Raw genomic sequence first — 25,391 nt, 5'->3', positions numbered from 1 at the left:
AAGCTAAGCCAATCCCTCTGTGGTGCTTAAAACGGCACATCCCCCAATATCGTCGCCCGCTGCATCACCCGTCGCGCCGGCCGGTAATCATCCACGGCGTAATGCTGTGTCACGCGGTTATCCCAAAACGCCACGTCGTCCTTCTGCCAACGCCAGCGAATGGTAAATTCCGGGCGCGTGGCGTGGGCAAACAGAAACTTCAGAATCACCTCGCTTTCAGTTTCCGACAGCTCATTGATCTTCGACGTGAAGCCTTCATTGACGAACAACGACCGACGTCCACTCACCGGATGAGTACGAATCACCGGGTGTGACAGCGGCGGGTTTTTCCTGCGTGCTTCTTCCCACTGGGCCAAGGCTTCAGGTGTGTTGCCATAGCGCTCCAGCGGGAACGAACGGGTGAAATCGTGGGTGGCGGTCAGCCCTTCAAGAAAATTTTTCATCGGCGCCGAAAGCGCTTCATACGCTGCGATACCGCTGGCCCACAACGTGTCGCCACCAAACTCCGGCAGCAACTTGGCACTGAGTACCGCGCCCAGGGCCGGGGTCGGCAGGAAGGTTACGTCGGTGTGCCAAATCGCGTTGTCGCGCACGTCAGTGACGGCAGTGTCGAGGATCAGCACTTCGGGCTGTTCCGGCACATTCGGGTAGATCGGGTGAATGTGCAGGTCGCCGAAATTGGCGGCGAAACGCGCCTGCTGCTGCGGTGTGATCGGCTGATCGCGGAAGAACAACACTTGATGTTTGAGCAGCGCCTGCTCGATGGCGTCGCGCTGTTCCCGGTTCAGCGGTTGGCTGATGTCGACGCCGCTGATGTGCGCGCCGAGGGCCGAGCTTAAGGGGACGATTGTCAGGTTACTCATGGTGTTCTCTTCAATCCGGGGCGCCGAGCTTTTTGTGGGAGTGAGCCTGCTCGCGATAGCGGAGTGTCAGGCGACATGGCTGTAGCTGATACACCGCCATCGCGAGCAGGCTCGCTCCCACAGGGTTTTCCACATGATGATTTTTAGTGCGCCAGGCCATGCCACGGCACCAGTTTGCGTTGCAGGGCGCGCAAGCCCATTTCCATGGCGAAGGCGATCAGCGCGATCACCAGAATCCCCAGCACCACCACATCGGTGACCAGGAACTGCGCGGCCGACTGCACCATGAAGCCCAAACCACTGGTGGCGGCGATCAATTCGGCGGCGACCAGTGTCGACCAACCCACACCCAAGCCAATGCGCACACCGGTCAAAATATCCGGCAGCGCACTCGGCAGAATCACATGGCGAATCAACTGCGCCCGAGTCGCGCCTAACGACTGCGCCGCGCGCAATTTGGCTGGGTCGACGGTACGCACGCCGGTCGCCGTAGCGATGGCGATCGGGGCGAATATCGCCAGGTAGATCAGCAAGACTTTCGACAGCTCACCGATGCCGCACCAGATCACGATCAGCGGCAGATAAGCCAGCGGGGGAATAGGGCGGTAGAACTCGATCAGTGGATCGAGAATGCCGCGAGCAATGCGGTTGTGGCCGATGGCGATTCCAACGGGCACGGCGGTCAGCACCGCGAAGCCCAGGCCCAGACCGATTCGGCTGAGGCTCGCGCCAAGGTGCTGCCACAACGTTGAATCCATGTAGCCGGTGGTCACCAGCAGCCAGCCTTTTTGCAGCACCGCGGAGGGTGGCGGCAGGAACAGCGGTTCGATCATTCCAGTGGCGGTGACGGCCCACCAAATGACCACGAGTGCGACGAGCGTCAGCACGCTGATCCACCGAGTACTGAGGCTGCGTCGAACAGGAATCACCGTCGAGTGCGGTTTGACCGTGACGGCCCGGATCTCATAGCTGCTCATGCGCGCTCCTGCCGCTGGGCGGCGCTGCGTTGGGAGAACACTTTGGCCAGCACATGTTCGCGGGTTTCGATAAAGCGCGGGTCTGACTTTATCGAACGAGCGGACTCGCCGGCGGCATAACGCTGACCGAAATCCAGGCTCAGGCGCTCAACGATTTGCCCAGGATTCGGCGCCAGCAGAATCAGGTCCGTGGCGAGAAACACCGCTTCTTCGATGTCGTGAGTAATCAGAAATACCGGTTTTGCGGTGCGCTGCCAGACTTGCAGCAGCAACTCCTGCATCTGTTCGCGGGTGAAGGCGTCGAGGGCGCCGAAGGGTTCGTCCATCAGCAAAACCCGCGGATCAGCAGCAAGGGCACGGGCCAGGCCGACACGTTGTTTCTGGCCGCCCGAAAGCTGCCAGATCCGACGGTTTTCGAAACCGGAAAGGTCCACCAAAGCGAGCATTTCCCGAGCGCGCAGTTCACGTTTTTCCCGCGCAATGCCGGCCAGTTCCAGACCGAAGCCGACATTGGCCAGCACGTCCTGCCAGGGCAGCAGGGCATCGTCCTGGAACACCACGCCGCGTTCGGCGCTCGGGCCTTTGACCGGCACGCCATCGAGGGTGATGCGCCCGGCGCTGGGCTCGACAAAACCGGCAATCAGGTTCAACAGCGAGGTCTTGCCACTGCCGGACGGGCCGAGTGCGACCAGCAATTGCTGGGGCCCAAGGCTCAGGGAAATATCCGCCAGTACCGGTTCGGCGGCGCCGGGGTACTGTGCGCTGATGCGCTCCAGCTGAAGCAAGGCCATCGCAATTAACTCCGATCAGTTGGTGATGTACTTGGCGCTGACGTACGGGGCGTAGTCCGGTAGCACGGCTTCAACCTTGCCTTGTTCTTTCAGGAACGCGGCGGTGTCGGTGATGGCCTTGGTGGTCGGCGCGCCGAGGGTGATCACCTGATCAGCCGCCAGCGGGAAGACGTTGCCTTGCAGCAGCAATGGAATGTCGCTGGCCTTGGCGCCGGAGAGTTTCACCAGCTTGTCGACGTTGGATTGATTGGCGAGCCAGGCTTTTGGATCTTTGCGGTAGTCGGCGTAGGCATCGAGGGTCACTTTGGCGAACGCGGTGACGATTTCCGGGTGCTTCTCGGCGAAGTCTTTACGCACGATCCATGCATCGAAGGTCGGCGCGCCGAACTTGGCCAGTTCACCGGAGGTGATTAGCACTTTGCCGTTTTCCTTGGCGACACCGAGGGCTGGGTCCCACACGTAGGTGGCGTCGATGTCACCGCGTTTCCACGCGGCAATGATGGCTGGCGGGGCAAGATTGAGGACGGTGACTTTTGACGGGTCGATGTTCCAGTGCTTCAGCGCGGCCAACAGGCTGTAGTGGCCGGTGGAAACGAACGGCACGGCGATTTTCTTGCCGATCAGGTCCTGCGGGGTTTTGATCCCGGAGCCGTCGCGGGCAACCAGGGCTTCAGCGGCGCCGATCTGCGTGGCGATGAGGAACGTTTCTACCGGGACTTTACGGGTGATTGCCGCCGTCAGGGGGCTGGAACCGAGGTAGCCGATCTGCACGTCGCCGGAAGCGATGGCGGCGATGATGTCGGCGCCGTTGTCGAATTTGCGCCAGTCGATCTTGGCGTTGGTGGCTTTCTCGTACGCGCCGTCGGCCTGGGCGACTTTCGCCGGGTCTACGGTGGTCTGGTAGGCGACAGTGACGTCAGCCGCCTGGGCAAAGAAACTCACCGCAGCCAAAGACGCGGCCGCCAGGAGGCGAAGGGGGAAAGTCAGTTTCATTGAGAAGCTCCTTGTCAGGCGACCGAGAGTCGGCGTGAAAAGGAGACTAAATGATCTAAGAATCCGAAAATAAATAACTTTTTCGAATGAGCTTATGAGCGGAAAATTCTAAAGGATCAAAAGATCGCAGCCTTCGGCAGCTCCTACAAAGGTAGCCTGTGGATCCGAAATTGCGTGGTGCGGGCAAAAAAAAATCGCAACCCTGGCACCGCCCGTAGGAGCTGCCGAAGGCTGCGATCTTTTGACAGACGCCGCTTAGTTACTGATTGCCAAAATACTCGCCTGATACGACCCGACAAACACATCGAAATCGCCGACTTCGTTCTTCTCCAGCTCCACTTGCTCAGCCAGCGACGAACGCGCCCGGTCTTCAAACTTCGCCTGATCTTCGCCACTCAACGGCTCGCTGCGGAAAAACTCCGCATGCGCCTGGCTCTGACGCAGGGAGAACTGAGCAAAGCTCTCCTTGTACTCAGCCATCGCCGCCAGCACCTGGGCCGATGGCGTCAGCGATGGATCCTTGACCTTGGCCAGTTGCGCATCCAGCGCCTTGCTATGCGCATCGCCGCCATGACTCTGATCCAGCATCGCCGCCAGTGGTGCAATCTTCTCCAGCAACTCGCTGGCCCACTCTTTCAGGTCCACCGGATGACCGTCGCGTTGCAGTTGCAGGCCTGGACGACGACCTTCCTTGACCACGCTGAGGAAGTTCGAGGTCGCGTTGCCGCACGAGGTATTGGTCAGCAGCGGGCTGTCGTTCAGCGCGCAATACAGCAGGAATGCGTCGAGGAACCGCGACTCCGGCAGATCGATGCCCATCGGCAGGAACGGGTTGATGTCCAGGCAGCGCACTTCAACGTACTGAATGCCGCGAGCCACCAGCGCCTGGATCGGCCGTTCGCCGGTGTAGGTCACGCGTTTCGGGCGGATGTTGGAGTAGTACTCGTTTTCGATCTGCAGGATGTTGGTGTTGAGCTGAACCCACTCACCGTCCTGATGCGTGCCGATTTCGACGTACGGCGCGTAAGGCGTGGCGACCGCTTTGCGCAGGCTGTCGGTGTAGCTGGCCAGATCGTTGTAGCACGGGGTCAGACCGGCCTGGGCGTTGCTCTGGTAACCCAGGTCACTCATGCGCAGGCTGGTGGCGTACGGCAGGTACAAGGTGTCCGGGTCCAGTTGTTCCAGCTGGTGCGAGCGACCGCGCAGGAAACCGGCGTCCAGCGCAGGCGAGGCACCGAACAGGTACATCAGCAGCCAGCTGTAGCGGCGGAAGTTACGGATCAGCGCGATGTAGGCCGACGACTGATAGTCACGGTCGGTGCCGACGAAACCTTCAGCCTCCTTGAGCAGCGGCCAGAGCTTTTCCGGCAGGGAAAAGTTGTAGTGAATCCCGGCGATGCACTGCATGGTCTTGCCGTAGCGCAGGGCCAGGCCCTTGCGGTAGACGTACTTGAGCTGACCGATGTTGGAGGTGCCGTAATAGGCAATCGGGATGTCTTCCTCGGCCGGCAACGGGCACGGCATCGATGGACTCCACAGGTACTCGTTGCCGAGCTTGCTGTAGGCAAAACGGTGGATCTTGTCCAGGCTCGCCAGCGTATCCGCCGGGTCGGGCAGGGCAGGCGTGATGAACTCCAGCAGCGACTCGGAATAGTCGGTGGTGATTTGTTCGTTGGTCAGCGCGGAACCCAATTCTTCCGGGTGCGGCGTTTGCGCCAGGCGACCTTCGCCGGTCACGCGCAGGCATTCACGTTCGATGCCGTGAAGGCACTGTTCGAGCAGAGAGAGGTTAGCGCGCTCGCCGAGCAGAGCCAGGCGGCGGTTGAGAAGTTCGCTCAAGTTGGATTCCTTCACGCGTCAGTCGCCCCAATATGGGGGTGGGCAAGACGGTCTACAAGGGTGAAGTTGAAACTGGCGTTGTCGCCTGGTTTTTGAGCTGCAAAAACTACTGGCAGCCGGCAAAGGATCGGCCGCCGCAATCACCTGTAGGAGTGAGCCTGCTCGCGATTGGGGAGTGTCAGCCAATGTTTAGTCGTCTGACACACCGCAATCGCGAGCAGGCTCACTCCTACAGAGGATTTCGGCGCTGCGGTCACAGCGCCGAAATTAACTCAAATTGATGGCATTCATCTACAGGACAGCGAACGTGCCTTGTGCTTTTGCGACGAGTTTGTCGCCTTGCATCACGTCAGCTTCGACCACCAGCGTGCGGCGGCCCGGGTGGATCACCCGCGCCGTGCACATCACTTCACCGTCTGCGACGGCGCGAATGTAGTTGATCTTGCACTCGATGGTCGCGCTCTGCTGGTCAAAACCATGGGTGCTGGAACAGGCCAGCCCCATGGCAATGTCCACCAGACTGAACAAGGCTCCGCCGTGCAGCTTGCCGCCGCGATTGCGCAGCTCTGGCGCAAGCCCGAGGGCGACTTGCGCCACCCCGGTCTCCAGGCTGTGCAAGCGACACCCCAGCAACTTGAAAAAAGCGCTTTCGGTCAGCCCGGCCGGGATGTCCATCAGCGTTTCTTCAACTGCTTGGCGTTGGCGAACAGCGAAGCCATGGCGTTGTTGGCCGGGGCCGCCGCCGTGGTTTCTTTACGCGGTGCGGTGTTCTGCGACTGGCGTGGCGCCGAACCCGGACGTGCACCACGGGCACCGTCGATTTTCTCGCCCGGCGTGTCGCTCATGCGCATCGACAGACCAACGCGTTTGCGCGGGATGTCGACTTCCATGACCTTCACTTTCACCACGTCACCGGCCTTCACCGCTTCACGCGGATCCTTGATGAACTTCTCCGAAAGCGCAGAGATATGCACCAAACCGTCCTGATGCACGCCGATGTCGACGAAAGCACCGAAGTTGGTCACGTTGGTCACCACGCCTTCGAGGATCATCCCCAGCTCCAGATCCTTGAGGTCTTCGACACCTTCCTGGAACTCGGCGGTCTTGAACTCGGGGCGCGGATCGCGGCCAGGTTTTTCCAGCTCTTGCAGAATGTCGGTGACCGTTGGCAGACCGAAGGTTTCGTCGGTGTACTTTTTCGGATCAAGACGCTTGAGGAAGCTGGCGTCGCCGATCAGCGAGCGAATATCGCGGTCGGTCTCAGCAGCAATGCGCTGGACCAGCGGATAGGCTTCCGGGTGAACCGCGGATGAATCCAACGGGTTGTCACCGTTCATGACGCGCAGGAAGCCAGCGGCCTGTTCGAAGGTTTTCTCGCCCAGACGAGCGACTTTCTTCAATGCAGCACGGGTTTTGAACGCGCCGTGTTCGTCGCGGTGGCTGACGATGTTTTGCGCCAACGTTGCGTTGAGGCCGGAGATACGGGCCAGCAGCGCCACGGAAGCGGTGTTCACGTCCACGCCCACGGCGTTCACGCAGTCCTCGACCACGGCGTCCAGGCCACGCGCCAGTTTCAGCTGCGACACGTCGTGCTGGTACTGGCCGACGCCGATGGATTTCGGATCGATTTTCACCAGCTCAGCCAGTGGATCTTGCAGGCGACGGGCAATCGACACCGCGCCACGGATCGACACGTCGAGGTCCGGGAATTCCTTGGAAGCCAGTTCCGACGCCGAGTAAACCGATGCGCCGGCCTCGGAGACCATGACTTTGGTCATCTTCATGGCTGGGTATTTTTTGATCAGCTCAGCAGCCAGCTTGTCGGTTTCACGGCTGGCGGTGCCGTTGCCGATGGCGATCAGGTCCACGGCATGCTTGGCGCACAGGGCCGCCAGAATCGCGATGGTCTGGTCCCATTTGTTGTGCGGCACGTGCGGGTAAACCGTGGCGTGATCCAGCAGCTTGCCGGTGGAATCGACCACGGCGACCTTGCAACCGGTGCGCAGACCCGGGTCGAGACCCAATGTGGCACGCGGACCTGCCGGCGCCGACAGCAGCAAGTCGTGCAGGTTATGGGCGAACACGTTGATTGCTTCGGTTTCTGCGCCGTCGCGCAGTTCGCCCAGCAGGTCGGTTTCGAGGTGGGTGTAGAGCTTGACCTTCCAGGTCCAGCGCACCACTTCGCCCAGCCATTTGTCGGCGGCGCGGTTCTGGTTCTGGATGCCGAATTGCTGGCCGATCATGCCTTCGCATGGGTGCATGGCGCCCGGCAGTTCGTCGCCGACTTTCAGCGCCGAACTCAGGATGCCTTCGTTGCGGCCACGGAAAATCGCCAGCGCACGGTGCGACGGCATGCTTTTCAGCGGTTCATCGTGTTCGAAGTAGTCGCGGAACTTGGAGCCTTCCTCTTCTTTGCCGGCGATGACGCGCGCGCTGAGGGTGGCTTCCTGCTTGAGGTAGCTGCGCAGCTTGTCCAGCAGGCCGGCGTCTTCGGCGAAGCGTTCCATCAGGATGTACTTGGCGCCTTCGAGGGCCGCCTTCACATCGGCCACGCCTTTTTCGGCATCGATGAAGCGCGCGGCTTCAGCGTCTGGCGTCAGGGTAGGGTCGTTGAACAGGCCGTCGGCCAGCTCGCCGAGGCCGGCTTCCAGGGCGATCTGGCCCTTGGTGCGGCGCTTCTGCTTGTACGGCAGGTACAAGTCTTCGAGGCGGGTTTTGGTGTCGGCGAGCTTAATGTCGCGTTCAAGTTGCGGGGTCAGCTTGCCTTGTTCCTGGATGCTGGCAAGGATGCTGATGCGCCGTTCGTCGAGTTCTCGCAGGTAGCGCAGACGCTCTTCCAGATGACGCAACTGGATGTCATCGAGGCTGCCGGTCACTTCTTTCCGGTAGCGGGCGATGAAGGGAACGGTAGAGCCTTCATCGAGTAGCGCGACGGCCGCTTCGACCTGTTGTGGGCGTACGCCGAGTTCCTCGGCGATGCGGCTGTTGATGCTGTCCATAAAACCACCTGACAAATTGTGAAAGCAGGCTCGCAGGCGCAGAGATAAGGGCTCGGCGAGTCTGGTTGAGCGGCCTGGCCTGCGCCGCTACCTGGATCAACAGGTATCCCGTTGACCCGTGAAATCGAACAATTACTGCCTGTGCCATGAAAATAAAAAACGGCCACCTACAGTAATGATCAGACGTTGCCTGACACAAAAGGCCGCGCATTATAACCAGCGTTCTGTCATTCGGGGGCATCGCAGGCTGTAGGCATAAAGACCGGATTTCTGGCGATGAAGGAAAAATCTGCTAACAATGCACACGGTGCGTATAACGGCAGCTACGCCATAATGCGCGCCGAGATCAAAGGAGCATCTAATGAGCAGCACTGCAAACATTGCTGAAGGCGAAAAAATTCTTATTGTTGACGACGATCCGGGGCTGAGCAGCCTGCTGGAACGTTTTTTCGTCAGCAAGGGCTACCGCGCCCGCGCCGTACCGAACACGGAACAAATGGATCGCCTGCTGGCGCGTGAAGTGTTCAACCTGGTCGTCCTCGACCTGATGCTGCCTGGCGAAGATGGCTTGACCGCTTGCCGCCGCCTGCGCACCGCGAACAACCAGATTCCGATCATCATGCTGACCGCCAAGGGCGATGAGCTGAGCCGCATCAAGGGCCTGGAGCTGGGCGCTGACGATTACCTGGCCAAACCGTTCAACCCGGACGAGCTGATGGCTCGCGTCAAAGCGGTCCTGCGTCGCCAGTCGGCCCCGGTACCGGGCGCTCCGGGCAGCGAAGACGAAAGCGTGACCTTCGGTGACTACGAGCTGTCCCTGGCGACCCGCGAGCTCAAACGCGGCGACGAAGTGCACATGCTCACCACCGGTGAGTTTGCGGTGCTCAAGGCGTTGGTCATGAACGCCCGTCAGCCACTGACCCGCGACAAGTTGATGAATCTGGCCCGTGGTCGCGAGTGGGACGCCCTGGAGCGCTCCATCGACGTACAGATTTCCCGTCTGCGCCGGATGATCGAGCCCGATCCGTCCAAACCGCGTTACATCCAGACTGTCTGGGGCGTGGGTTACGTGTTCGTTCCGGATGGCGCCGCCACCAAGTGATCGGCGATTTGTAGGAGCGGGTCTTGCGGGCAACGGGTCAGATGACTTTGCTCGCAGACTCGCGATCCGCAATATGCGAGCATCGCTCGCTCCTGCAAGTGTGTAGCGGTTATCCATGAAAACCCCCGTTTGGTTCCCCCAGAGTTTCTTCTCCCGCACCCTTTGGCTGGTGCTGATCGTCGTCCTGTTCTCCAAGGCACTGACCCTGGTTTATCTGTTGATGAACGAAGACGTGCTGGTGGATCGCCAATACAGCCACGGCGTCGCCCTGACGCTACGCGCCTATTGGGCGGCCGATGAAGAAAACCGCACGAAGATTGCCGATGCCGCGACCCTGATCCGGGTAGTGGGTGCTGGCGTGCCGGAAGGTGAGCAACACTGGCCTTACAGCGAGATCTATCAGCGGCAGATGCAGGCGGAGCTGGGTGCCGACACTGAAGTCCGATTGCGTATGCACTCGCCGCCGGCCCTGTGGGTCCGGGCGCCAAGCCTGGGTGACGGCTGGCTGAAAGTGCCGCTTTATCCGCATCCATTGCGCGGCCAGAAAATCTGGAACGTACTCGGCTGGTTCCTCGCTATCGGTCTGCTGTCCACTGCCTCGGCGTGGATCTTCGTCAGCCAGCTCAATCAACCCTTGAAACGTCTGGTCTATGCCGCGAGGCAACTCGGCCAGGGCCGCAGTGTGCGTCTGCCGATCAGCGACACGCCGAGTGAAATGACCGAGGTTTACCGCGCCTTCAACCAGATGGCGGAAGACGTCGAACAGGCCGGCCGCGAGCGCGAACTGATGCTCGCCGGGGTGTCGCACGACTTGCGTACGCCACTGACCCGTTTGCGGCTGTCTCTGGAGCTGATGGGCGACCACAGTGACCTGACGGACGACATGGTGCGCGACATCGAAGACATGGATGCGATTCTCGACCAGTTCCTGGCGTTCATTCGCGATGGTCGTGACGAGTCGGTGGAGGAGGTGGACCTGAGCGATCTGGTGCGCGAAGTCGCGGCGCCATACAACCAGAACGAAGAGAAAGTGCGCCTGCGCCTGGAGCCGATTCAGCCGTTTCCATTGCGTCGGGTGTCGATGAAGCGGCTGCTGAACAACCTGATTGGCAACGCCTTGCATCACGCGGGCAGCGGGGTTGAGGTGGCGGCTTATGTGTCCGGGGACACCAGCGCGCCGTATGTGGTGCTGAGTGTCATGGACCGTGGGGCGGGGATTGATCCGTCGGAGCTGGAGGCGATTTTCAACCCGTTTACTCGGGGTGATCGAGCCCGGGGCGGGAAGGGGACCGGGTTGGGCTTGGCGATCGTGAAGCGGATTGCTTCGATGCATGGCGGGAATGTTGAGCTGCGTAACCGTTCTGGTGGCGGGCTGGAAGCGCGGGTGCGGTTGCCGCTTGGATTGATGCTGCCAAGGGATGCGGTTTAACGGCTGAAAAGATCGCAGCCTCGCTTCGCTCGACAGCTCCTACAGGAAAATGCGATCCCCCGTAGGAGCTGTCGAGCGAAGCGAGGCTGCGATCTTTTCAAGGTTTAACCCTTCCCTTTGGTGCGCGTCATATTCGGCCCACCATTCTTCTCAAGATGCTCAATGATGATCCCCGCCACGTTCTTGCTGGTGGTGGTTTCAATCCCTTCAAGTCCAGGCGACGAGTTCACTTCCATCACCAACGGCCCGTGATTGGAGCGCAGGATATCCACACCCGCCACCGCCAACCCCATGACTTTCGCCGCGCGCAACGCGGTCATACGTTCTTCCGGCGTGATCTTGATCAGGCTGGCACTGCCGCCGCGATGCAGGTTGGAGCGAAACTCCCCCGGCTTGGCCTGGCGTTTCATTGCTGCGATCACCTTGTCGCCCACCACGAAGCAGCGAATGTCCGCCCCGCCGGCCTCCTTGATGTATTCCTGAACCATGATGTTCTGCTTCAGGCCCATGAACGCCTCGATCACCGACTCCGCCGCCGTCGCCGTTTCACACAGCACGACGCCGATGCCCTGAGTGCCTTCCAGCACCTTGATCACCAGCGGCGCACCGTTGACCATCTCGATCAAGTCGGGAATGTCATCCGGGGAGTGCGCAAACCCGGTGACCGGCAAACCGATCCCTCGGCGTGACAGCAATTGCAGCGAGCGCAGTTTGTCTCGCGAGCGGGCGATGGCCACCGATTCATTGAGTGGAAAAACGCCCATCATTTCGAACTGACGCAACACCGCGCAGCCATAAAACGTCACCGACGCGCCAATCCGCGGGATCACCGCATCGAAACCCTCCAGCGGCTTGCCGCGGTAGTGGATCTGCGGCTTGTGGCTGGCGATGTTCATGTAGGCGCGCAGGGTGTCGATCACCACCATTTCATGGCCACGCTCGGTACCGGCTTCGACCAGACGACGAGTGGAATACAGACGCGGGTTACGCGACAGCACAGCGATCTTCATGCAACACCTGTGGAGGAGGTAGATACCGGGAACACCGGCTTGTCTTGTACGTACTTAATGCCCGGATTGACCACCAACTGGCCGTCGATCAAGGCTTTGGAACCGAGTAACAGGCGATATCGCATGGACTTGCGGCAGGCGAGCGTGAACTCGACCCGCCAGACCCGATCACCGAGGGCCAGGGTGGTGCTGACCACGTAACGCATCTGCGCGTGGCCGTTGGAGCTTTTGATGGTTTTCATCGTCACCAGGGGTGCTTCGCAGCGCCGGTGACGCAGTTGCACCACCGTGCCCAAGTGAGCAGTAAAGCGCACCCACTGTTCCCCGTCGCGCTCGAACGGTTCGATATCGGTGGCATGCAGGCTGGAGGTGCTGGCGCCGGTGTCGATTTTTGCGCGCAGGCCCGCGACTCCCAAATCCGGGAGCGCCACCCACTCGCGCAGACCGACAACGGTCAAATGGTCAAATGTCTTCAAAGGTGCTCAACCGGTAGAAACCGCTCAGGCCGCACGCGGCCGAATTCGCGGTATTCACGCAGAATAATGGGTAAAAGGCGACAGATATCTACGGCCCGGATTTCCAGCCCTCAAGGGAGGCACTGGAACGTGTGCATTGTAATCCGAGCCGGCGTAATTCATGGCACGACAGAAACGGTAGTACAGTTCAGCAATATTTCAGAATGAGGAAATTCCATGGCACAAAAAAGCGAAGAGGACGACAAAGTCCGTCTCGATAAGTGGTTGTGGGCCGCGCGTTTTTATAAAACACGCGCCTTGGCCAAGGCGGCGATTGAAAGCGGCAAGGTGCATTGTCGGGGCGAGCGCTGCAAACCGGGCAAGGAACCGAGGATCGGCGACGAGTTTCAGATTCGCACAGGGTTCGAGGAGCGCACGGTGGTGGTTCAGGCGCTGTCGATCGTACGCCGTGGCGCGCCAGAGGCTCAGGCGCTCTACGCTGAAACCGACGCCAGCATCGCCAAGCGCGAAGCGGCTGCGGCCATGCGTAAGGCCGGTGCGCTGGGCGTGAGCACCGATGGCAAACCAAGCAAGAAGCAGCGACGGGATTTGTTCAAGTTTCGTGGAAGCAGCAACGACGAGTAAGACAATTTTTTCTGTGTTGCCTGTGAGGCAGCCTTCGTCGGATCGCCGCCCGGAGCCAGCCCGCTCCCACAGGTACTGCGCAGTCCTTGTGGGAGCGGGCTTGCTCGCGAACGAGTGCGCAGCACTCGCCTGGCCGGCGAATTTGGCGAACAACATGCGGATAAAAAGCAGCACCAGCAGAATTATCCCAACCACCACATCGAAAGGCCACAGACTTGCAATTGCCCAAGCGTGTAGCCATATCGGGTTATTCGCCAGCAGCGCGTTGGATGGGTGAAAGCGCCACTCGTCGAAAACCGCGCACAGCCTCTGACCCGTAGGCCATAACCAAAAGGCCAGCAGCGCCAGAGGCAAGAAACTGCATAAAGCCAACCGGGAGGTTCCACCTTGCTTGGAACAAACCCGGATTGTTCATAAAATGCCCCTCACGGCTGAACATCGCGCACCTAAATGGTGCCGCAGAGGCGCAATTTCTCGCTGTTTGAAATCATTTTGTCATTACTTCAGATACCCAGACCTATGACCGATTTACCGGATACCGACTACACCCAACGCTTCATCTTCGATGACAGCGACACCCGCGGCGAGCTGGTTGCGTTGGAGCGTAGCTACGCCGAAGTCCTCGCTAAACACCCGTACCCGGAGCCGGTTGCACAACTGCTTGGCGAGCTGATGGCCGCGGCGTCGTTGTTGGTCGGCACCTTGAAGTTCGATGGCTTGCTGATTCTCCAGGCCCGTTCCGAAGGCCCGATCCCGTTGCTGATGATCGAGTGCTCCAGCGAGCGCGAAATCCGTGGCCTGGCCCGATACGAAGCTGACCAAATCGCCCCCGACGCGACCCTCGCCGACCTGATGCCTAACGGCGTATTGGCGCTGACAGTCGACCCGACCCAAGGCCAGCGTTACCAGGGCATCGTCGACCTCGATGGCGAAACCCTGTCGGAGTGCTTCACTAATTACTTCGTGATGTCCCAACAAGTCGGTACGCGTTTCTGGTTGTACGCCGATGGTCGTCGCGCCCGTGGCCTGTTGCTGCAGCAACTGCCTGCTGATCGTTTGAAAGACGAAGAAGAACGCGCCGCCAGCTGGCAGCACATCACCGCGCTGGGCAGCACCCTGACCGCCGATGAATTGCTGAGCCTGGACAACGAAACCATCCTCCATCGTCTCTACCACGAAGAGCAGGTTCGTCTGTTCGATGTGCAGAAACTGCGCTTCCGTTGCAGCTGCTCGCGCGAACGTTCTGCCAATGCGCTGGTCAGTTTGGGTCTGGAAGATGCCCAGTCGCTCGTGATCGAACATGGCGGCAATATTGAGATTGACTGTCAGTTTTGCAACGAGCGCTACCTGTTCGACGCTGCCGATATCGCTCAATTATTCGCTGGAGCGGGTGTTGATACGCCGTCAGATACCCGTCACTAAAACGGTTCAGCGCAGGTAAATTCACTGGTTTGTGCCGGAATAACGCCGTTCTGACGGGAGGGCCCTACTATTTTTGGGCTTTTCTGGCATAATCCGGCCCACTTTTTGTCGCGGTAGTAGTGCACGACTTTCTACTACAAAACGTTTGGAGCACACTCGGCCACTGGCCGACGGGGAATCTCATGACGCAAGCCAATAACGCCGTGTACACCGATCTGAGTGTTGATGATCTGGTAAAAGAAGCTCTGAGTCGCGGTGAGGGCGAGCTTGCCGATACCGGCGCGCTGGTTGTTCGCACCGGTCACCGCACCGGCCGCTCGCCAGTCGATCGTTTCATCGTTGACGAGCCCTCCACTTCGGCTTCCATCGCCTGGGGCCCGATCAACCGCAAGTTCCCGGCCGACAAGTTCGATGCCCTGTGGGACCGCGTTGAAGCGTTCAACAACGCGCAAGAGCACTTCGTTTCCCACGTACATGTTGGTGCGTCCGAAGACCACTACCTGGCCGTGAAGATGACCACCCAGACTGCCTGGCAGAACCTGTTTGGCCGTTGCCTGTTCATCAACCCGCAAAAGTACAACCCGGCTGGCCGTGATGAGTGGCAAGTGCTCAACGTTGCCAACTTCGAGTGCGTGCCAGAGCGTGACGGCACCAACTCCGACGGTTGCGTGATCCTCAACTTCGCTCAGAAGAAAGTGCTGATCGCCGGCATGCGTTACGCCGGTGAAATGAAGAAAGCCATGTTCTCGGTGCAGAACTACCTGCTGCCGGCTTCTGACGTACTGCCAATGCACTGCGCCGCCAACATCGGCGAAGCGGGCGACGTGACCCTGTTCTTCGGTCTGTCCGGCACCGGCAAAACCACCCTGTCCGCCGATGAAAGCCGTTACCTGATCGGTGACGACGAGCACGGCTGGGGTGAAGGCGTTGTCTTCAACATCGAAGGCGGCTGCTACGCCAAGTGCATCGACCTGTCCGAGAAGAACGAGCCGGTCATCTGGAAAGCCATCAAGCACGGCGCAGTCCTGGAAAACGTCGTTATCGATGACGCCAAGCACGCCGACTACGCTGATGTCAGCCTGACCCAGAACAGCCGCGCCGCCTACCCGCTGGAGCACGTCGCCAAGCGTTCCGAGAAAAACCTCGGTGGCGAGCCAAACGCTGTGATCTTCCTGACCTGCGACCTGACCGGCGTGTTGCCGCCAGTGTCGATCCTCAGCGAAGAACAAGCGGCTTACCACTTCCTGTCCGGCTACACCGCACTGGTGGGCTCGACCGAAATGGGTTCCGGCAGCGGCATCAAGTCGACCTTCTCCACCTGCTTCGGCGCACCGTTCTTCCCGCGTCCGGCTGGCGAATACGCAGAACTGCTGATCAAGCGCATCCGCGGCTTCGGCTCCAAGGTCTACCTGGTCAACACCGGCTGGACCGGCGGCGGCTACGGCGTCGGCAAACGCTTCAACATCCCGACCACTCGCGGCGTGATCGCAGCGATCCAGAGCGGCGCGTTGATCGGTGCTGAAACCGAACACCTCGACACCATCAACCTCGACGTGCCGTTGGCTGTGCCGGGCGTTGAGACTGGCCTGTTGAACCCACGTAATACCTGGGCTGACAAGGCTGCTTACGATGAAGCGGCTAAAGCACTGGCTGGGTTGTTTGTTGAGAACTTCAAGAAGTTTGAAGTGAGCGACGCGATCAAGGCTGCTGGGCCTAAGTTGTAAGGCTTGGATTTAGCGAATGAAAAAGCCGCCCTTCGGGGCGGCTTTTTTGTGGGCGAAAGATGAGTAGTTCTGGGTCACTTGGCAGACAGGCGAAACGCGGGAGCCATATTGTCTTGTTCTCGCTTCGACAGCCCCGCTGCGCTGGCCACTTTTGCCCACTGACCTACGACCTCTTGGAAGTTCTCAATTATTTCTTCCGCATCATCACGGCCTACCCGAAAGTACCCGGCCACTTCGCGAGCGAGTTCGAGATCTAGCGCGTTGTCGGCATCTGTAATGTTGAGCTTCAACCCATCGGCGTGTGATACCGGGTTCATGTCGTAGGCATCAGACAGGCGCCACCCCCGGCCGGGGTCAAGGAGAAAACCATGGTTGCGCAGGTGGTCGTCGGTATTGGAGACGAGGATGTTGAACACAATGCGCGACCACAACTCGCGGAGATCTTTGTCGGGTTCTGAACCATGCTCCATGAGTACTTCTGCCAGCTCTAGATAGCTGGCGCCCACCGATGCATCGTCACCGTCCACGCGGTCAGTCATGGTCATGGCTGAGGCGAAATGTAGTCGCCCACCCGTTTCGGTACGGTCGAAGCGTTTGACCATGAAGCAGTGATGGTCGCTCGCATAGCGTTGCGCAATACCCTTTGCCACCCGCAGACCGCATTGATTCGCCAGAACACTCACCACGAATTCCCATCCGCCGACGTCATAGTCGTCGCGAGTGCTCGGAAACTTGGCGATCCACAGATGACGATTCTTGTCAGCAACACTGGCCTTGGGCCTGGCACCGCCCAATGAACCACCGGGTGCGATTAACATTCTCAGCCACTCGCGCCCATCGAGTGACGTGTTGTCTGGATCGTTTTCCAACGCTCGACTTGCCTGCTCCAGCGCACGTAACTCGACAAAGGGAGGCGCCGCCAATCCATCTCGATCATCCAGAAAATTGCCTTCGTCATTGAGCTTGTAGCGAATAGCACCGACTCGATAGAGGTCATGAACGCCTAACAGGAAATCCGACTCATAAAGCTTGGTACCCTTCGGGACCAAGCCGTCGCGGATGTCCCGTTCCAGTCGGCGTTTCATCAGCAATTGACCCCAGCGATCCGGGCTTGAGTCGGCAAAAACGCCGAAGCGGGTCTGATGCTGTCCTGGGAACTGTCGCCCTTCGAAGAGCTTGATGCGGGGATCCAGCGTCGTGAAATTCAACTCGGGATCGGCCAAAGCAGCAGTGTCGTACTCAAACTCGAACACGTTAGTGGAGCGAGCCTTTCCGGCATGAAGAAACCCTAGACGCCTTGGTCTTTGCAGGGTTTCCCAATCGGCATACACCGCGATCAGTGTCATTTTTAATCCGTCTCAGGTTTAGATTTTTTCTTGGTAAACAAATTGGAAAAAGAGTGGGTGTTCAATGGGAAATCAACCTCAAGATCCGAATCGGAGATGGGACTTTCCAGTGCTTCCGTAGCCCTGTCGCGAATGGGTGACGATGCTTTCGTTGAAGCCACGTTGCGCACTCGTTGGCGTTTACTGGCTGCGGAGCTCGCTCGTGGGGTTAATTGCGCGTCTTGCAGTTGGCGCCCCAACTCATCCGTTGCTGCGAGCTTGCTCAAGTCTTTCTCGAGGCCCAGAACCTGCATCACGGACATATAGGCGCCCATCGTCACGCCTGAGCCGCCGGCCTCCAATGAGCGCAGCGTTGTCAGCGACATGCCTGCTCTCTCAGCCACTTGCTTGGCTGTCAGCTTGCGACGTAGCCGAGCGAGTTTGAGTCGTTCGCCAAACTCGGCGAGCAATCTGGATGCAGCCGGCAGCAGGGGGGCTGTTTTTTTAGCCATGTGCCATTATTCCTTCGTTTTTTGGCTTTAACAGCCAGAATAATAGCACTTATGTAGTTATTTGCTGGGCTGCTCCAACGTGGGGCAAGACTCTCTCTGCCAGTACGCCACTCCAGATGTACGTGTGAGGCGGATTGTTGAAACTGTCATTATTCCAACTTAAATCGCGAAAAACAGACAGAATATTGCCACTTAAGTGATCTACGAGATCCCTTCCAGAGCTTTTGTATCCCACCGTTGCAACTTGACCGCTTGGTAAAGCATGCCGATGGTCAGTGGGGCTTTGTCGCCACGACCTTTGGCCCGGCGTTTAAGGAACACATCGAACCCTTCCGGCTGGAAGTAGCGATAGGCGTCGTAGTCCACGAGGTCGATCGCAAACTGTTCTTCCAGTGCTTCCATCAAATGCCGCGCATCAGAGCCGTCGCAGCCCAGGTCAAAATTGATCGAGGTGGTGAGGCTGAGGGTTTTGCGTTCGGGCAGCCCGAGTTCTTCGTGCAGCAACTGCATAAGCAAGTGCATCGCGTGGTCGTCGGGGAAGTTGGGGGCGAGGATCATTCGGGTGGGTCCGGTTGGGCTTGAACGGACCTTATCGGTCGTCAGGTTTTGGGGGAAGGGCGGGAGCAAATTTTGACGGCTCGTCTTGTCGATATTTGGCGAGCGCTTCTTCTCGTGTCGGAAGTGGTTGGTCGAGATCTGCTGCTGAAGTGTCGAATCCTGCGAGACGCAGGCTCGCCAAGTAGTTTGAGCGGCGGATTTTTTCATAGTGTGCTTGTTTTTGTTTGAAGGTTATTTCGCTCATCATGATTTTCCGTGCTGCTAGCTGGCCTGTTCTGGGCCGGAATTATGCGTCGTGTTCATCGCAGGCAAGCCAGCTCCCACAAGGGCGCGGCTTGCCTTTCGGTGCTTAGCGTCAGGTTGGCGCTTTCCAGCCCATCATGCGTTGTTGGGCGACTTTCAGCAGGTCGCAGCCGTCCTGAGTCAACAGGTAGAGGGCGTGGGTGATATGCGGGATGTCTTCCACGTCACCGTTTTTGAAGCATTGGCAATGTAGGGTTTTGAGTAGGTCGCTTGAAGCGCGGATGCGCTGGAGGGCGGCTTCGAGGATGTCTTGCGGATTGGCCTCTGTGTCGATGATCAGGGGCGGGGAATCGGTGAGGTTGGTTTGGAGGGGGCGGTAGCGATCGGGGAACGGGTTCAATTTATTCATAGTGAGAATTCTCAAGTGCATCAGGAGAAACCACCACCATCGTGACCAAGCGATGGGAGGCGGACTGTGTTCGGGTTGGTCAAACCGGTGAGAACTCACTTTGCCGGTACGCCCGAAGGCGTCCCGAACACAGCCACCATATAGCGTGCAGGCACTTGAGGTGCCGCAGCATACAACGGAAGCGGAATGAGTTCTCAATTCAGGTGACCAAGCCCGAGTCGCTGAATTGGCAGCGACAGTCCGACTATAGGTGCGAGTCGCCGGGTGGCGATAGGCGACAAGGTGTCTGTGGTTGTAGGACCGGGATGAAGCTTTGATAGGGCGTTGCCTACGGACTTATCCCCAGCCGCAAATTCTCTCGTTTGATTGTTATCAGGTGCACCGCGTTATCGTTCATCGCGGGCAAGCCCGGCTCCCAGAGGGATTTTCGTTCGGGCATTAGACAGCTGTAGTTCTCGGCAGCCGTTGCCGGGCGATATCGAGCAGTTCATTACCGTCCTGAGTCAGCAGATACAGCGCGTTGACGATGTTGGGAATATCACTCGCATCCGCCTGTTTGAAGCACAGGCAATACAGTGTTTCGAGCAGTTCGCTGGCGGCGCGGATACGTTGGCGGGCGGCGTCGAGGATTTCGTGAGGGTCGGCTTCTGTATCGATGACCAGCACGGGGGTGTCGCTGTAGCGGGATTTGAGCGGGTGATAGCGTTCTGTAAACATCGAGGTTCGTCCTGTGCGAAATCGGGAGGTGGCTCCCGGCAGGCCGAGACACTGTTTTCAGCCGCGCCGCAGACTATAGAAGGGCACAGCGCCGCGCGGCAATACGACTTCGATGGACAGGTTTTGTAGGGGTTTTACCTGCCTTTTCGGACAGAACCTACGCGTTTCCCGAGGTTTTTTACGCCTAAACCCTTAGACGGTAAATTTCCTACGGGTTTGTCAGGCGAAACCCATCAAACCTCTGTATGGTGCGCGCCAGAATCAGTAGGACGTTTCGAAACGTCCGTCCAACGCTTAAAGGGAATTAGGTATGCAATGGCTACGTATGGCCTCGATTTTGTTGCTGTGGGCCGGGGTTTGTCGCGCAGCGGGTGCTGCTGACGCCGATAACTCGATGGTCCTGGCCAATATGGAACGCACCGGTTGGCCGGATGCGCTGACCAGTCAGGTGAACTTGGACACGGCTTTTCGCGCTGAAGTGCTGATGTTCGGCAAGGCATTGCTGGCCAGTGAAGCGCTGGATGAACAGAGCCTGAAACAACGACTGGGTGTGCAGGATGTGAAGCTCAAGTCGGTCAGGCAGGTGCGTGACGGGCTGTGGGACCGGCTGCTAACCACCTATCGCAGCGCCAGCCAGAACTGCGACAGTGAACCTTTCTGCCCCCGCGTGCGAAGTGTCGCTGATTTGCGTCAGTTGGCGGCGGCGTTCACCGGCGAAATCAGCCCGGCCCATGCCATTTGGGCGAGCAAGAGCCAGGTGTTTCACGAGCAGGCGCTAAATGAGCAGCTGCGAGTGGCGGTGTTGCTGCCGTAGCCTCATCGTCTGCTGACGATCGTTCGAAGCTGTATCATCCCGTATCGTTTTGGTCCCCGACCTTTTCTCGACTCGCTGCGTTTGCCGGCTAGGCTTTGGGCTTCGCAGCGGTCAACGGAGTGACAGCTTATGCACAACACCCTGGAACAGGTTTTCGGTTATCCACAGTTTCGGCCCGGCCAGGAAGCGGCGGTCAGCGCGGTGTTGGCCGGGCGTTCGGCGGCGGCGATTTTCCCCACCGGCTCGGGCAAGTCGCTGTGTTATCAATTATCCGCCTTGCTGCTGCCGCACCTGACATTGGTGGTCTCGCCGCTGCTGGCGTTGATGCAGGATCAACTGGCGTTCCTGCAGCGCCACGGCATTGCGGCGGGCAGTATCGATTCGGCCCAGAGCCGCGATGACGCCAGCGATGTGATGGCTCGGGCCAAGTCCGGCGAGTTGAAGATTTTGATGATCTCGGTGGAGCGCCTGAAGAACGAGCGTTTCCGCAATTTCTTGCAGCAAGTGCCCATCTCGTTGCTGGTGGTGGATGAGGCGCACTGCATCTCGGAATGGGGCCACAACTTTCGCCCCGACTACCTCAAGCTCCCCGACTATCAGCGCCAGTTCAACATCCCTCAGGCGCTACTGCTGACCGCCACTGCGACACCCAAAGTGATCGCCGACATGGAGGCCAAGTTCGCCATTGCGCCCGAAGACGTAGTAACCACCGGTTTTTATCGGCCGAACCTCAATCTGTTAGTGGAACCGGTGCGCGGTCAGGATAAACGCCGACGCCTTGTCGAATGGATGAGTGAACGTCCAGGCCAGCCGAGCATCGTCTACGTCACCTTGCAGAAAACCGCTGAGCACATCGCCGAACACCTGGGGCGCAACGGCATACAGGCCGAGGCGTATCACGCCGGTTTGCCCCACGAACAACGGGAAGCCATTCAAAAGCGCTTTATGGGTGGGCAGTCCAATTGCATCGTCGCCACCATCGCGTTCGGCATGGGCATCGACAAGAGCGACATCCGCAACGTGGTGCATTTTGACCTGCCCAAATCCATCGAAAACTACAGCCAGGAAATCGGCCGCGCGGGGCGTGACGGGCAGCCGTCCGACTGCCTGGTATTGGCCAACCGCGACAGCCTCAACGTGCTGGAAAACTTCGTCTACGGCGACACGCCTGAGCTGGATGGCATCCGCCATGTGCTCGACGAGTTGCAAGCCGCCGCGCCCGAGGGGCAGTGGGAGTTTCTGTTGGGGCCGTTGGCGGACCAAAGCAACATCCGCCAATTGCCGCTCAAGACCTTGCTGGTGCAGTTGGAACTGCGCGGAATCATTGCGCCGCGTTACGCCTATTACGCTGAATACCGCTTCAAATACTTGCAGGAACCGGAGGCTTTGCTCGCCCGCTTCGAGGGTGAGCGCAAGGACTTCGTCGCGGCGATCATCCAGACCTCGAACCGCGCACGGACCTGGGCCACGGTGAATTTCGATGCGCTGTATGAGCAGCATCAGGCCGAGCGTAATCGCGTGGTGAAGGCGCTGGATTATTTCCAGGAAAAGGGCTGGGTCGAGCTTGAAAGCAAGCAGATGACCGAGGTCTACAGCCTGCTGCAAACGGACTTTGATGCCCAAGCCTTGAGCGAAGAGTTGCACGCCTACTTCACCCGCCATGAACAAACCGAGATCGCACGGATTCACGCCATGCTGGATCTGTTCGCCACGGACCATTGCCTGGGTTATCGCCTGGCCGAGTACTTCGGCGATGAAAATGCGCCGCAGCAGTGCGGGCATTGTTCGGTGTGTCACGGGGATGTGGCGCGGTTGCCGACGCCACCGGAATTACCGGTGCTTGTGGATAAAAACTTCGAGGCGTTGTGCGGTGATTTTATCCACAGGCACGAGCAGTACACCGGCAACACTCCATCGGCGGAACGCGTTACGCGGTTTTTATGCGGCATCGGCGTGCCGCTGTTCACCAAGCTCAAGGCACGGTCGATTCCCGGGTTTGCGGCGCTGGAGGATTATCCGTACGCCGAAGTCCGCGACTGGTCCCAGTCGCACCTCTAACAGGGGGGAGTCGGTGTTTTCGAAGCACATCCATCCCCTGAATGTTGCTCATCACAGGAATAAATTTCAAAAATGCGCGGTGGCTGACTATGGTGAAGGCTGTCTTTGGATCGCCAATAAGAGAACAATCATGAGCCAGACACCGTTCAATATTCAGCGCGCCGCCGTCATTGGCGCAGGCACCATGGGCCGTGGCATTGTCATGTGCCTGGCCAACGCCGGCGTCCCGGTGCAGTGGGTCGATAACAATCCACAGATGCTTGAACAGGCGCTGGCTACCGTGGCGGACACCTACGCCCACAACGTGCGTCAGGGACGGATCGATCACGCCGAGGCGGACGCTCGCATAGCACGGGTAACGGCGGCTGCGGACTACGCGGCGATCCGCGATGTCGATCTGGTCATCGAAGCGGTGTACGAAAACCTCGAACTCAAGCAGAAAATCTTCCGTGAACTGGACGGTCTGCTCAAACCTGAAGCCATTCTGGCCAGCAATACCTCGGCGCTGGATATCGATGCCATCGCTGCGGCTACTCGCCGTCCGCAACAGGTCCTGGGCCTGCACTTCTTCAGTCCGGCGCACATCATGAAACTGCTGGAAATCGTTCGCGGTGCCCAGACTTTACCGGTGGTGCTTGAGGCTGCTCTGGCGCTGGGCAAGCGCATGGGCAAGGTCAGCGTGGTGTCGGGCAACTGCCATGGTTTCATCGGCAACCGCATGCTGCGTCCGTATGTACTCGAAGCGCGCAAGATGTTGCTCGAAGGCGCTTATCCCTATCAAGTCGATGCGGTGCTGCAAGGTTTTGGCTTTGCCATGGGGCCGTTCCGCATGTACGACGTGGTCGGCATCGATCTGGAGTGGCGCGCTCGGCAGTTGGCCGGCATAGGGCAAGATTCGCCTGAGGTTCAGGTGGACAATCGTCTGTGCGAATTGGGTCGTTTCGGTCAAAAGAGTGGCAATGGGTATTACCACTATGAGCCGGGCAGTCGCCAGGCTGAGCACGATGTTGAAGTCGATGCGCTGGTATTGAAGGTCAGTGAAGAACTAGGGTTCCAGCGACGCGAGATAAGCCCCGAGGAGATTCTGGAGCGCTGCTTGCTGGCACTGGTCAATGAAGGGGCGAAGATCCTTCAGGAAGGGATTGCCGAATCGGCGCACGACATCGATCTGGTGTACCTCAATGGCTACGGCTTCCCGGCGGACAAGGGCGGGCCGATGGCCTGGGCGGATCAACAAGGGCTGGCGGATATTCACCAGCGGTTGCTGGCGCTTGAGACGAAGCAGGGTGATCAGTGGAACCCGGCGCGGTTGATCGGGGAGTTGGCGGCGGTGGGTAAAGGGTTTGCGGATCGGTAGACTTCACCTGTTCGAACGATCCTCAAGGCGAGAACCCATGCCCCAACGCACCGACTATCCCCACTTCCAGCCCATCACCACCCGTTGGCACGATAACGACGCCTATGGTCACGTCAACAACGTCACCTACTACAGCTTCTTCGACACGGCAGTGAACACCTACCTGATCGAAGTCGGCGGTCTGGATATCCATGACGGCGAGGTAGTTGGCTTTGTGGTGAGTTCGGCTTGCGATTACTTCGCTTCCATTGCCTTCCCTGACCGGATAGAAATCGGTTTGCGGGTGGGCAAGTTGGGCAACAGTTCGGTGCAATACGAGCTGGCGGTGTTCAAGGCCGGGGAAGACGAAGCCTGCGCGGCAGGGCGGTTCGTGCATGTGTTTGTGGATCGGACATCGAATCAGCCGGTGGCGATTCCTGCCGGGTTGCGCGCAGCGCTGCAGCGGTTGGTGGTTTGACGGGCAAAAAAAATCGCAGCCCTTGGGCTGCGATTTTTTGATGCATCGGCAAGCGAGGCGATTCAAGCCTCAGTCGCGATAGCGATGGTGATGCTTGCGGTGGCCATAGGCATGACCGCGCCCCGGATGGTCGTCACGGTAGTAGCGACGATCACCATGGCCGCCACGATAAGAACGACGATCATCATCTTCGTCATCGCTCTTGTTGCCCATGTAGTTACCCAGCGCGCCACCGGCGCCGCCACCTGCTGCGGAGCCGATCAGGCTGCCGGTGGTGCCGCCCATGCTGCGGCCGACCACGTTACCGCCAGCTGCGCCCAACGCACCGCCAATGGCGGCTTCGCCACGGCTGCGTTTGTCTGCGCCAACTGCGCTACCACCCGCGCCGCCCAGGGCCGCGCCAATGGTGGAACCTGTACTGCCGCCTAATGACTGACCGACGACTGAGCCCAGAACCCCGCCCAATGCGCCGCCCACACCTGCTTCGGTGGTGCCGCCAGCAGAAGCGAAGCCACTGACCAGGCCAAGGGACAACAAGAGAATCGAGGAGAACTTCATAGAGGAACCTCAAGGGGATGACGGCGCGATCCTGAGGCCGTGTCATGGTCGTGACAATCGAAATCCGACGAGTAACACGACTTGAGCACATTTCTATAAGTTACTGTTTTTTAGCTGGAACTTAAGTGTTTTTC

At 59.1% G+C, this 25,391-nt stretch carries 24 protein-coding genes and 2 pseudogenes; 9 read left to right on the top strand and 17 right to left on the bottom strand.

The window, feature by feature from the left end:
- Nucleotides 1–26: 26 nt before the first annotated feature.
- The 7 genes from tauD to PMI27_RS27355 all read right to left on the bottom strand — a co-directional run bounded on the left by tauD (nucleotide 27) and on the right by PMI27_RS27355 (nucleotide 8,462).
- Nucleotides 27–863: a taurine dioxygenase gene (gene tauD / locus PMI27_RS27330; protein ID WP_008149269.1), complete on the bottom strand. Its 837-nt coding sequence runs from the start codon at nucleotides 861–863 to the stop codon at nucleotides 27–29.
- 143 nt (nucleotides 864–1,006) lie between these two features.
- A complete protein-coding gene (gene tauC, locus PMI27_RS27335) occupies nucleotides 1,007–1,840 on the bottom strand; it encodes a taurine ABC transporter permease TauC (RefSeq protein ID WP_008149270.1) in 834 nt (277 codons plus the stop codon).
- The gene (gene tauB, locus PMI27_RS27340) at nucleotides 1,837–2,631 is read right to left on the bottom strand and encodes a taurine ABC transporter ATP-binding subunit (protein WP_008149272.1); all 795 of its coding nucleotides are present in this window, start codon (nucleotides 2,629–2,631) and stop codon (nucleotides 1,837–1,839) included. The genes tauC and tauB overlap by 4 nt, the downstream gene beginning before the upstream one ends.
- Nucleotides 2,632–2,646: 15 nt before the next feature.
- Nucleotides 2,647–3,624: a taurine ABC transporter substrate-binding protein gene (gene tauA / locus PMI27_RS27345; protein ID WP_008149275.1), complete on the bottom strand. Its 978-nt coding sequence runs from the start codon at nucleotides 3,622–3,624 to the stop codon at nucleotides 2,647–2,649.
- A 255-nt stretch (nucleotides 3,625–3,879) separates the two neighbouring features.
- Entirely contained in the window at nucleotides 3,880–5,463 is a 1,584-nt protein-coding gene (gene gshA / locus PMI27_RS27350; RefSeq protein WP_008149277.1) for a glutamate--cysteine ligase, read from the bottom strand.
- Between the two features lie 291 nt (nucleotides 5,464–5,754).
- Nucleotides 5,755–6,138 (bottom strand): PaaI family thioesterase, encoded by a 384-nt coding sequence (locus tag PMI27_RS0229010; RefSeq protein WP_008149280.1) that lies wholly within the window; start codon nucleotides 6,136–6,138, stop codon nucleotides 5,755–5,757.
- Nucleotides 6,138–8,462 (bottom strand): Tex family protein, encoded by a 2,325-nt coding sequence (locus tag PMI27_RS27355; protein ID WP_008149282.1) that lies wholly within the window; start codon nucleotides 8,460–8,462, stop codon nucleotides 6,138–6,140. Before PMI27_RS27355 ends, PMI27_RS0229010 begins: the two co-directional genes overlap by 1 nt.
- A 361-nt stretch (nucleotides 8,463–8,823) precedes the next feature.
- Here PMI27_RS27355 and ompR point away from each other — a divergent pair, with 361 nt between their 5' ends.
- Both ompR and PMI27_RS27365 read left to right on the top strand, forming a co-directional pair.
- Complete coding sequence (ompR, locus tag PMI27_RS27360; protein WP_008149284.1) at nucleotides 8,824–9,564, top strand: osmolarity response regulator transcription factor OmpR; 741 nt, start codon at nucleotides 8,824–8,826, stop codon at nucleotides 9,562–9,564.
- 115 nt (nucleotides 9,565–9,679) lie between these two features.
- Nucleotides 9,680–10,993 (top strand): ATP-binding protein, encoded by a 1,314-nt coding sequence (locus PMI27_RS27365; protein ID WP_008149285.1) that lies wholly within the window; start codon nucleotides 9,680–9,682, stop codon nucleotides 10,991–10,993.
- Nucleotides 10,994–11,097: 104 nt separating this feature from the next.
- On the opposite strand, the gene rimK is transcribed toward PMI27_RS27365, so the two are convergent.
- Together rimK and rimB are read right to left on the bottom strand one after the other, a co-directional pair.
- Nucleotides 11,098–12,003 carry a 30S ribosomal protein S6--L-glutamate ligase gene (gene rimK / locus PMI27_RS27370; RefSeq protein WP_008149287.1) on the bottom strand — a complete coding sequence of 302 codons (906 nt, stop codon included), beginning with the start codon at nucleotides 12,001–12,003 and terminating at the stop codon, nucleotides 11,098–11,100.
- Nucleotides 12,000–12,479, bottom strand: a complete 480-nt coding sequence (rimB, locus tag PMI27_RS27375) for a retropepsin-like aspartic endopeptidase RimB (protein ID WP_008149289.1) — start codon at nucleotides 12,477–12,479, stop codon at nucleotides 12,000–12,002. Before rimB ends, rimK begins: the two co-directional genes overlap by 4 nt.
- A gap of 216 nt (nucleotides 12,480–12,695) precedes the next feature.
- Between rimB and PMI27_RS27380 the strand changes: the two genes are divergently transcribed.
- Nucleotides 12,696–13,103, top strand: a complete 408-nt coding sequence (locus tag PMI27_RS27380) for an RNA-binding S4 domain-containing protein (protein ID WP_008149291.1) — start codon at nucleotides 12,696–12,698, stop codon at nucleotides 13,101–13,103.
- Between the two features lie 102 nt (nucleotides 13,104–13,205).
- Here PMI27_RS27380 and PMI27_RS31960 read toward each other — a convergent pair.
- Nucleotides 13,206–13,518 (bottom strand): annotated as a pseudogene (locus PMI27_RS31960) (phosphatase PAP2 family protein); the annotation flags it as partial.
- Nucleotides 13,519–13,622: 104 nt separating this feature from the next.
- Between PMI27_RS31960 and hslO the strand changes: the two are divergent.
- Both hslO and PMI27_RS27390 read left to right on the top strand, forming a co-directional pair.
- Nucleotides 13,623–14,525, top strand: a complete 903-nt coding sequence (hslO, locus tag PMI27_RS27385) for an Hsp33 family molecular chaperone HslO (protein ID WP_008149293.1) — start codon at nucleotides 13,623–13,625, stop codon at nucleotides 14,523–14,525.
- A 182-nt stretch (nucleotides 14,526–14,707) separates the two neighbouring features.
- Nucleotides 14,708–16,249, top strand: coding sequence for a phosphoenolpyruvate carboxykinase (locus PMI27_RS27390; protein ID WP_008149295.1), 1,542 nt, complete (start codon nucleotides 14,708–14,710; stop codon nucleotides 16,247–16,249).
- A gap of 74 nt (nucleotides 16,250–16,323) precedes the next feature.
- Here PMI27_RS27390 and PMI27_RS27395 read toward each other — a convergent pair whose 3' ends face one another.
- The 6 genes and pseudogenes from PMI27_RS27395 to PMI27_RS27415 all read right to left on the bottom strand — a co-directional run bounded on the left by PMI27_RS27395 (nucleotide 16,324) and on the right by PMI27_RS27415 (nucleotide 20,013).
- Nucleotides 16,324–17,595, bottom strand: coding sequence for a type II toxin-antitoxin system HipA family toxin (locus tag PMI27_RS27395; RefSeq protein ID WP_008149297.1), 1,272 nt, complete (start codon nucleotides 17,593–17,595; stop codon nucleotides 16,324–16,326).
- Between the two features lie 2 nt (nucleotides 17,596–17,597).
- On the bottom strand, nucleotides 17,598–18,086 hold the full coding sequence (locus PMI27_RS27400; RefSeq protein WP_008149299.1) for a helix-turn-helix domain-containing protein: 489 nt from the start codon (nucleotides 18,084–18,086) through the stop codon (nucleotides 17,598–17,600).
- Nucleotides 18,087–18,287: 201 nt separating this feature from the next.
- Complete coding sequence (locus PMI27_RS27405) at nucleotides 18,288–18,644, bottom strand: DUF1493 family protein (RefSeq protein ID WP_008149302.1); 357 nt, start codon at nucleotides 18,642–18,644, stop codon at nucleotides 18,288–18,290.
- 88 nt (nucleotides 18,645–18,732) lie between these two features.
- Nucleotides 18,733–18,888 (bottom strand): annotated as a pseudogene (locus PMI27_RS30095) (YhfG family protein); the annotation flags it as partial.
- Between the two features lie 111 nt (nucleotides 18,889–18,999).
- Complete coding sequence (locus PMI27_RS27410) at nucleotides 19,000–19,296, bottom strand: hypothetical protein (protein ID WP_008149304.1); 297 nt, start codon at nucleotides 19,294–19,296, stop codon at nucleotides 19,000–19,002.
- Nucleotides 19,297–19,734: 438 nt separating this feature from the next.
- The gene (locus PMI27_RS27415) at nucleotides 19,735–20,013 is read right to left on the bottom strand and encodes a hypothetical protein (protein ID WP_008149309.1); all 279 of its coding nucleotides are present in this window, start codon (nucleotides 20,011–20,013) and stop codon (nucleotides 19,735–19,737) included.
- Between the two features lie 310 nt (nucleotides 20,014–20,323).
- On the opposite strand from PMI27_RS27415, the gene PMI27_RS27420 reads away from it, so the two are divergent.
- From PMI27_RS27420 to PMI27_RS27435, 4 genes are all read left to right on the top strand, one after another.
- Nucleotides 20,324–20,827 (top strand): hypothetical protein, encoded by a 504-nt coding sequence (locus PMI27_RS27420; protein ID WP_008149310.1) that lies wholly within the window; start codon nucleotides 20,324–20,326, stop codon nucleotides 20,825–20,827.
- 129 nt (nucleotides 20,828–20,956) lie between these two features.
- A complete protein-coding gene (locus tag PMI27_RS27425; RefSeq protein ID WP_008149313.1) occupies nucleotides 20,957–22,885 on the top strand; it encodes a RecQ family ATP-dependent DNA helicase in 1,929 nt (642 codons plus the stop codon).
- Between the two features lie 130 nt (nucleotides 22,886–23,015).
- On the top strand, nucleotides 23,016–24,242 hold the full coding sequence (locus PMI27_RS27430) for a 3-hydroxyacyl-CoA dehydrogenase (RefSeq protein ID WP_008149315.1): 1,227 nt from the start codon (nucleotides 23,016–23,018) through the stop codon (nucleotides 24,240–24,242).
- A gap of 37 nt (nucleotides 24,243–24,279) precedes the next feature.
- Nucleotides 24,280–24,699, top strand: coding sequence for an acyl-CoA thioesterase (locus PMI27_RS27435; protein ID WP_008149318.1), 420 nt, complete (start codon nucleotides 24,280–24,282; stop codon nucleotides 24,697–24,699).
- 69 nt (nucleotides 24,700–24,768) lie between these two features.
- Here PMI27_RS27435 and PMI27_RS27440 read toward each other — a convergent pair whose 3' ends face one another.
- The gene (locus PMI27_RS27440) at nucleotides 24,769–25,257 is read right to left on the bottom strand and encodes a glycine zipper domain-containing protein (RefSeq protein ID WP_008149319.1); all 489 of its coding nucleotides are present in this window, start codon (nucleotides 25,255–25,257) and stop codon (nucleotides 24,769–24,771) included.
- Nucleotides 25,258–25,391: the final 134 nt, after the last annotated feature.

The organism is Pseudomonas sp. GM41(2012) (assembly GCF_000282315.2).
Classification (GTDB): domain Bacteria; phylum Pseudomonadota; class Gammaproteobacteria; order Pseudomonadales; family Pseudomonadaceae; genus Aquipseudomonas.
The sequence above is the reverse complement of the archived record's forward strand: the minus strand, read 5'-3'. Positions and strand labels throughout refer to the sequence as shown.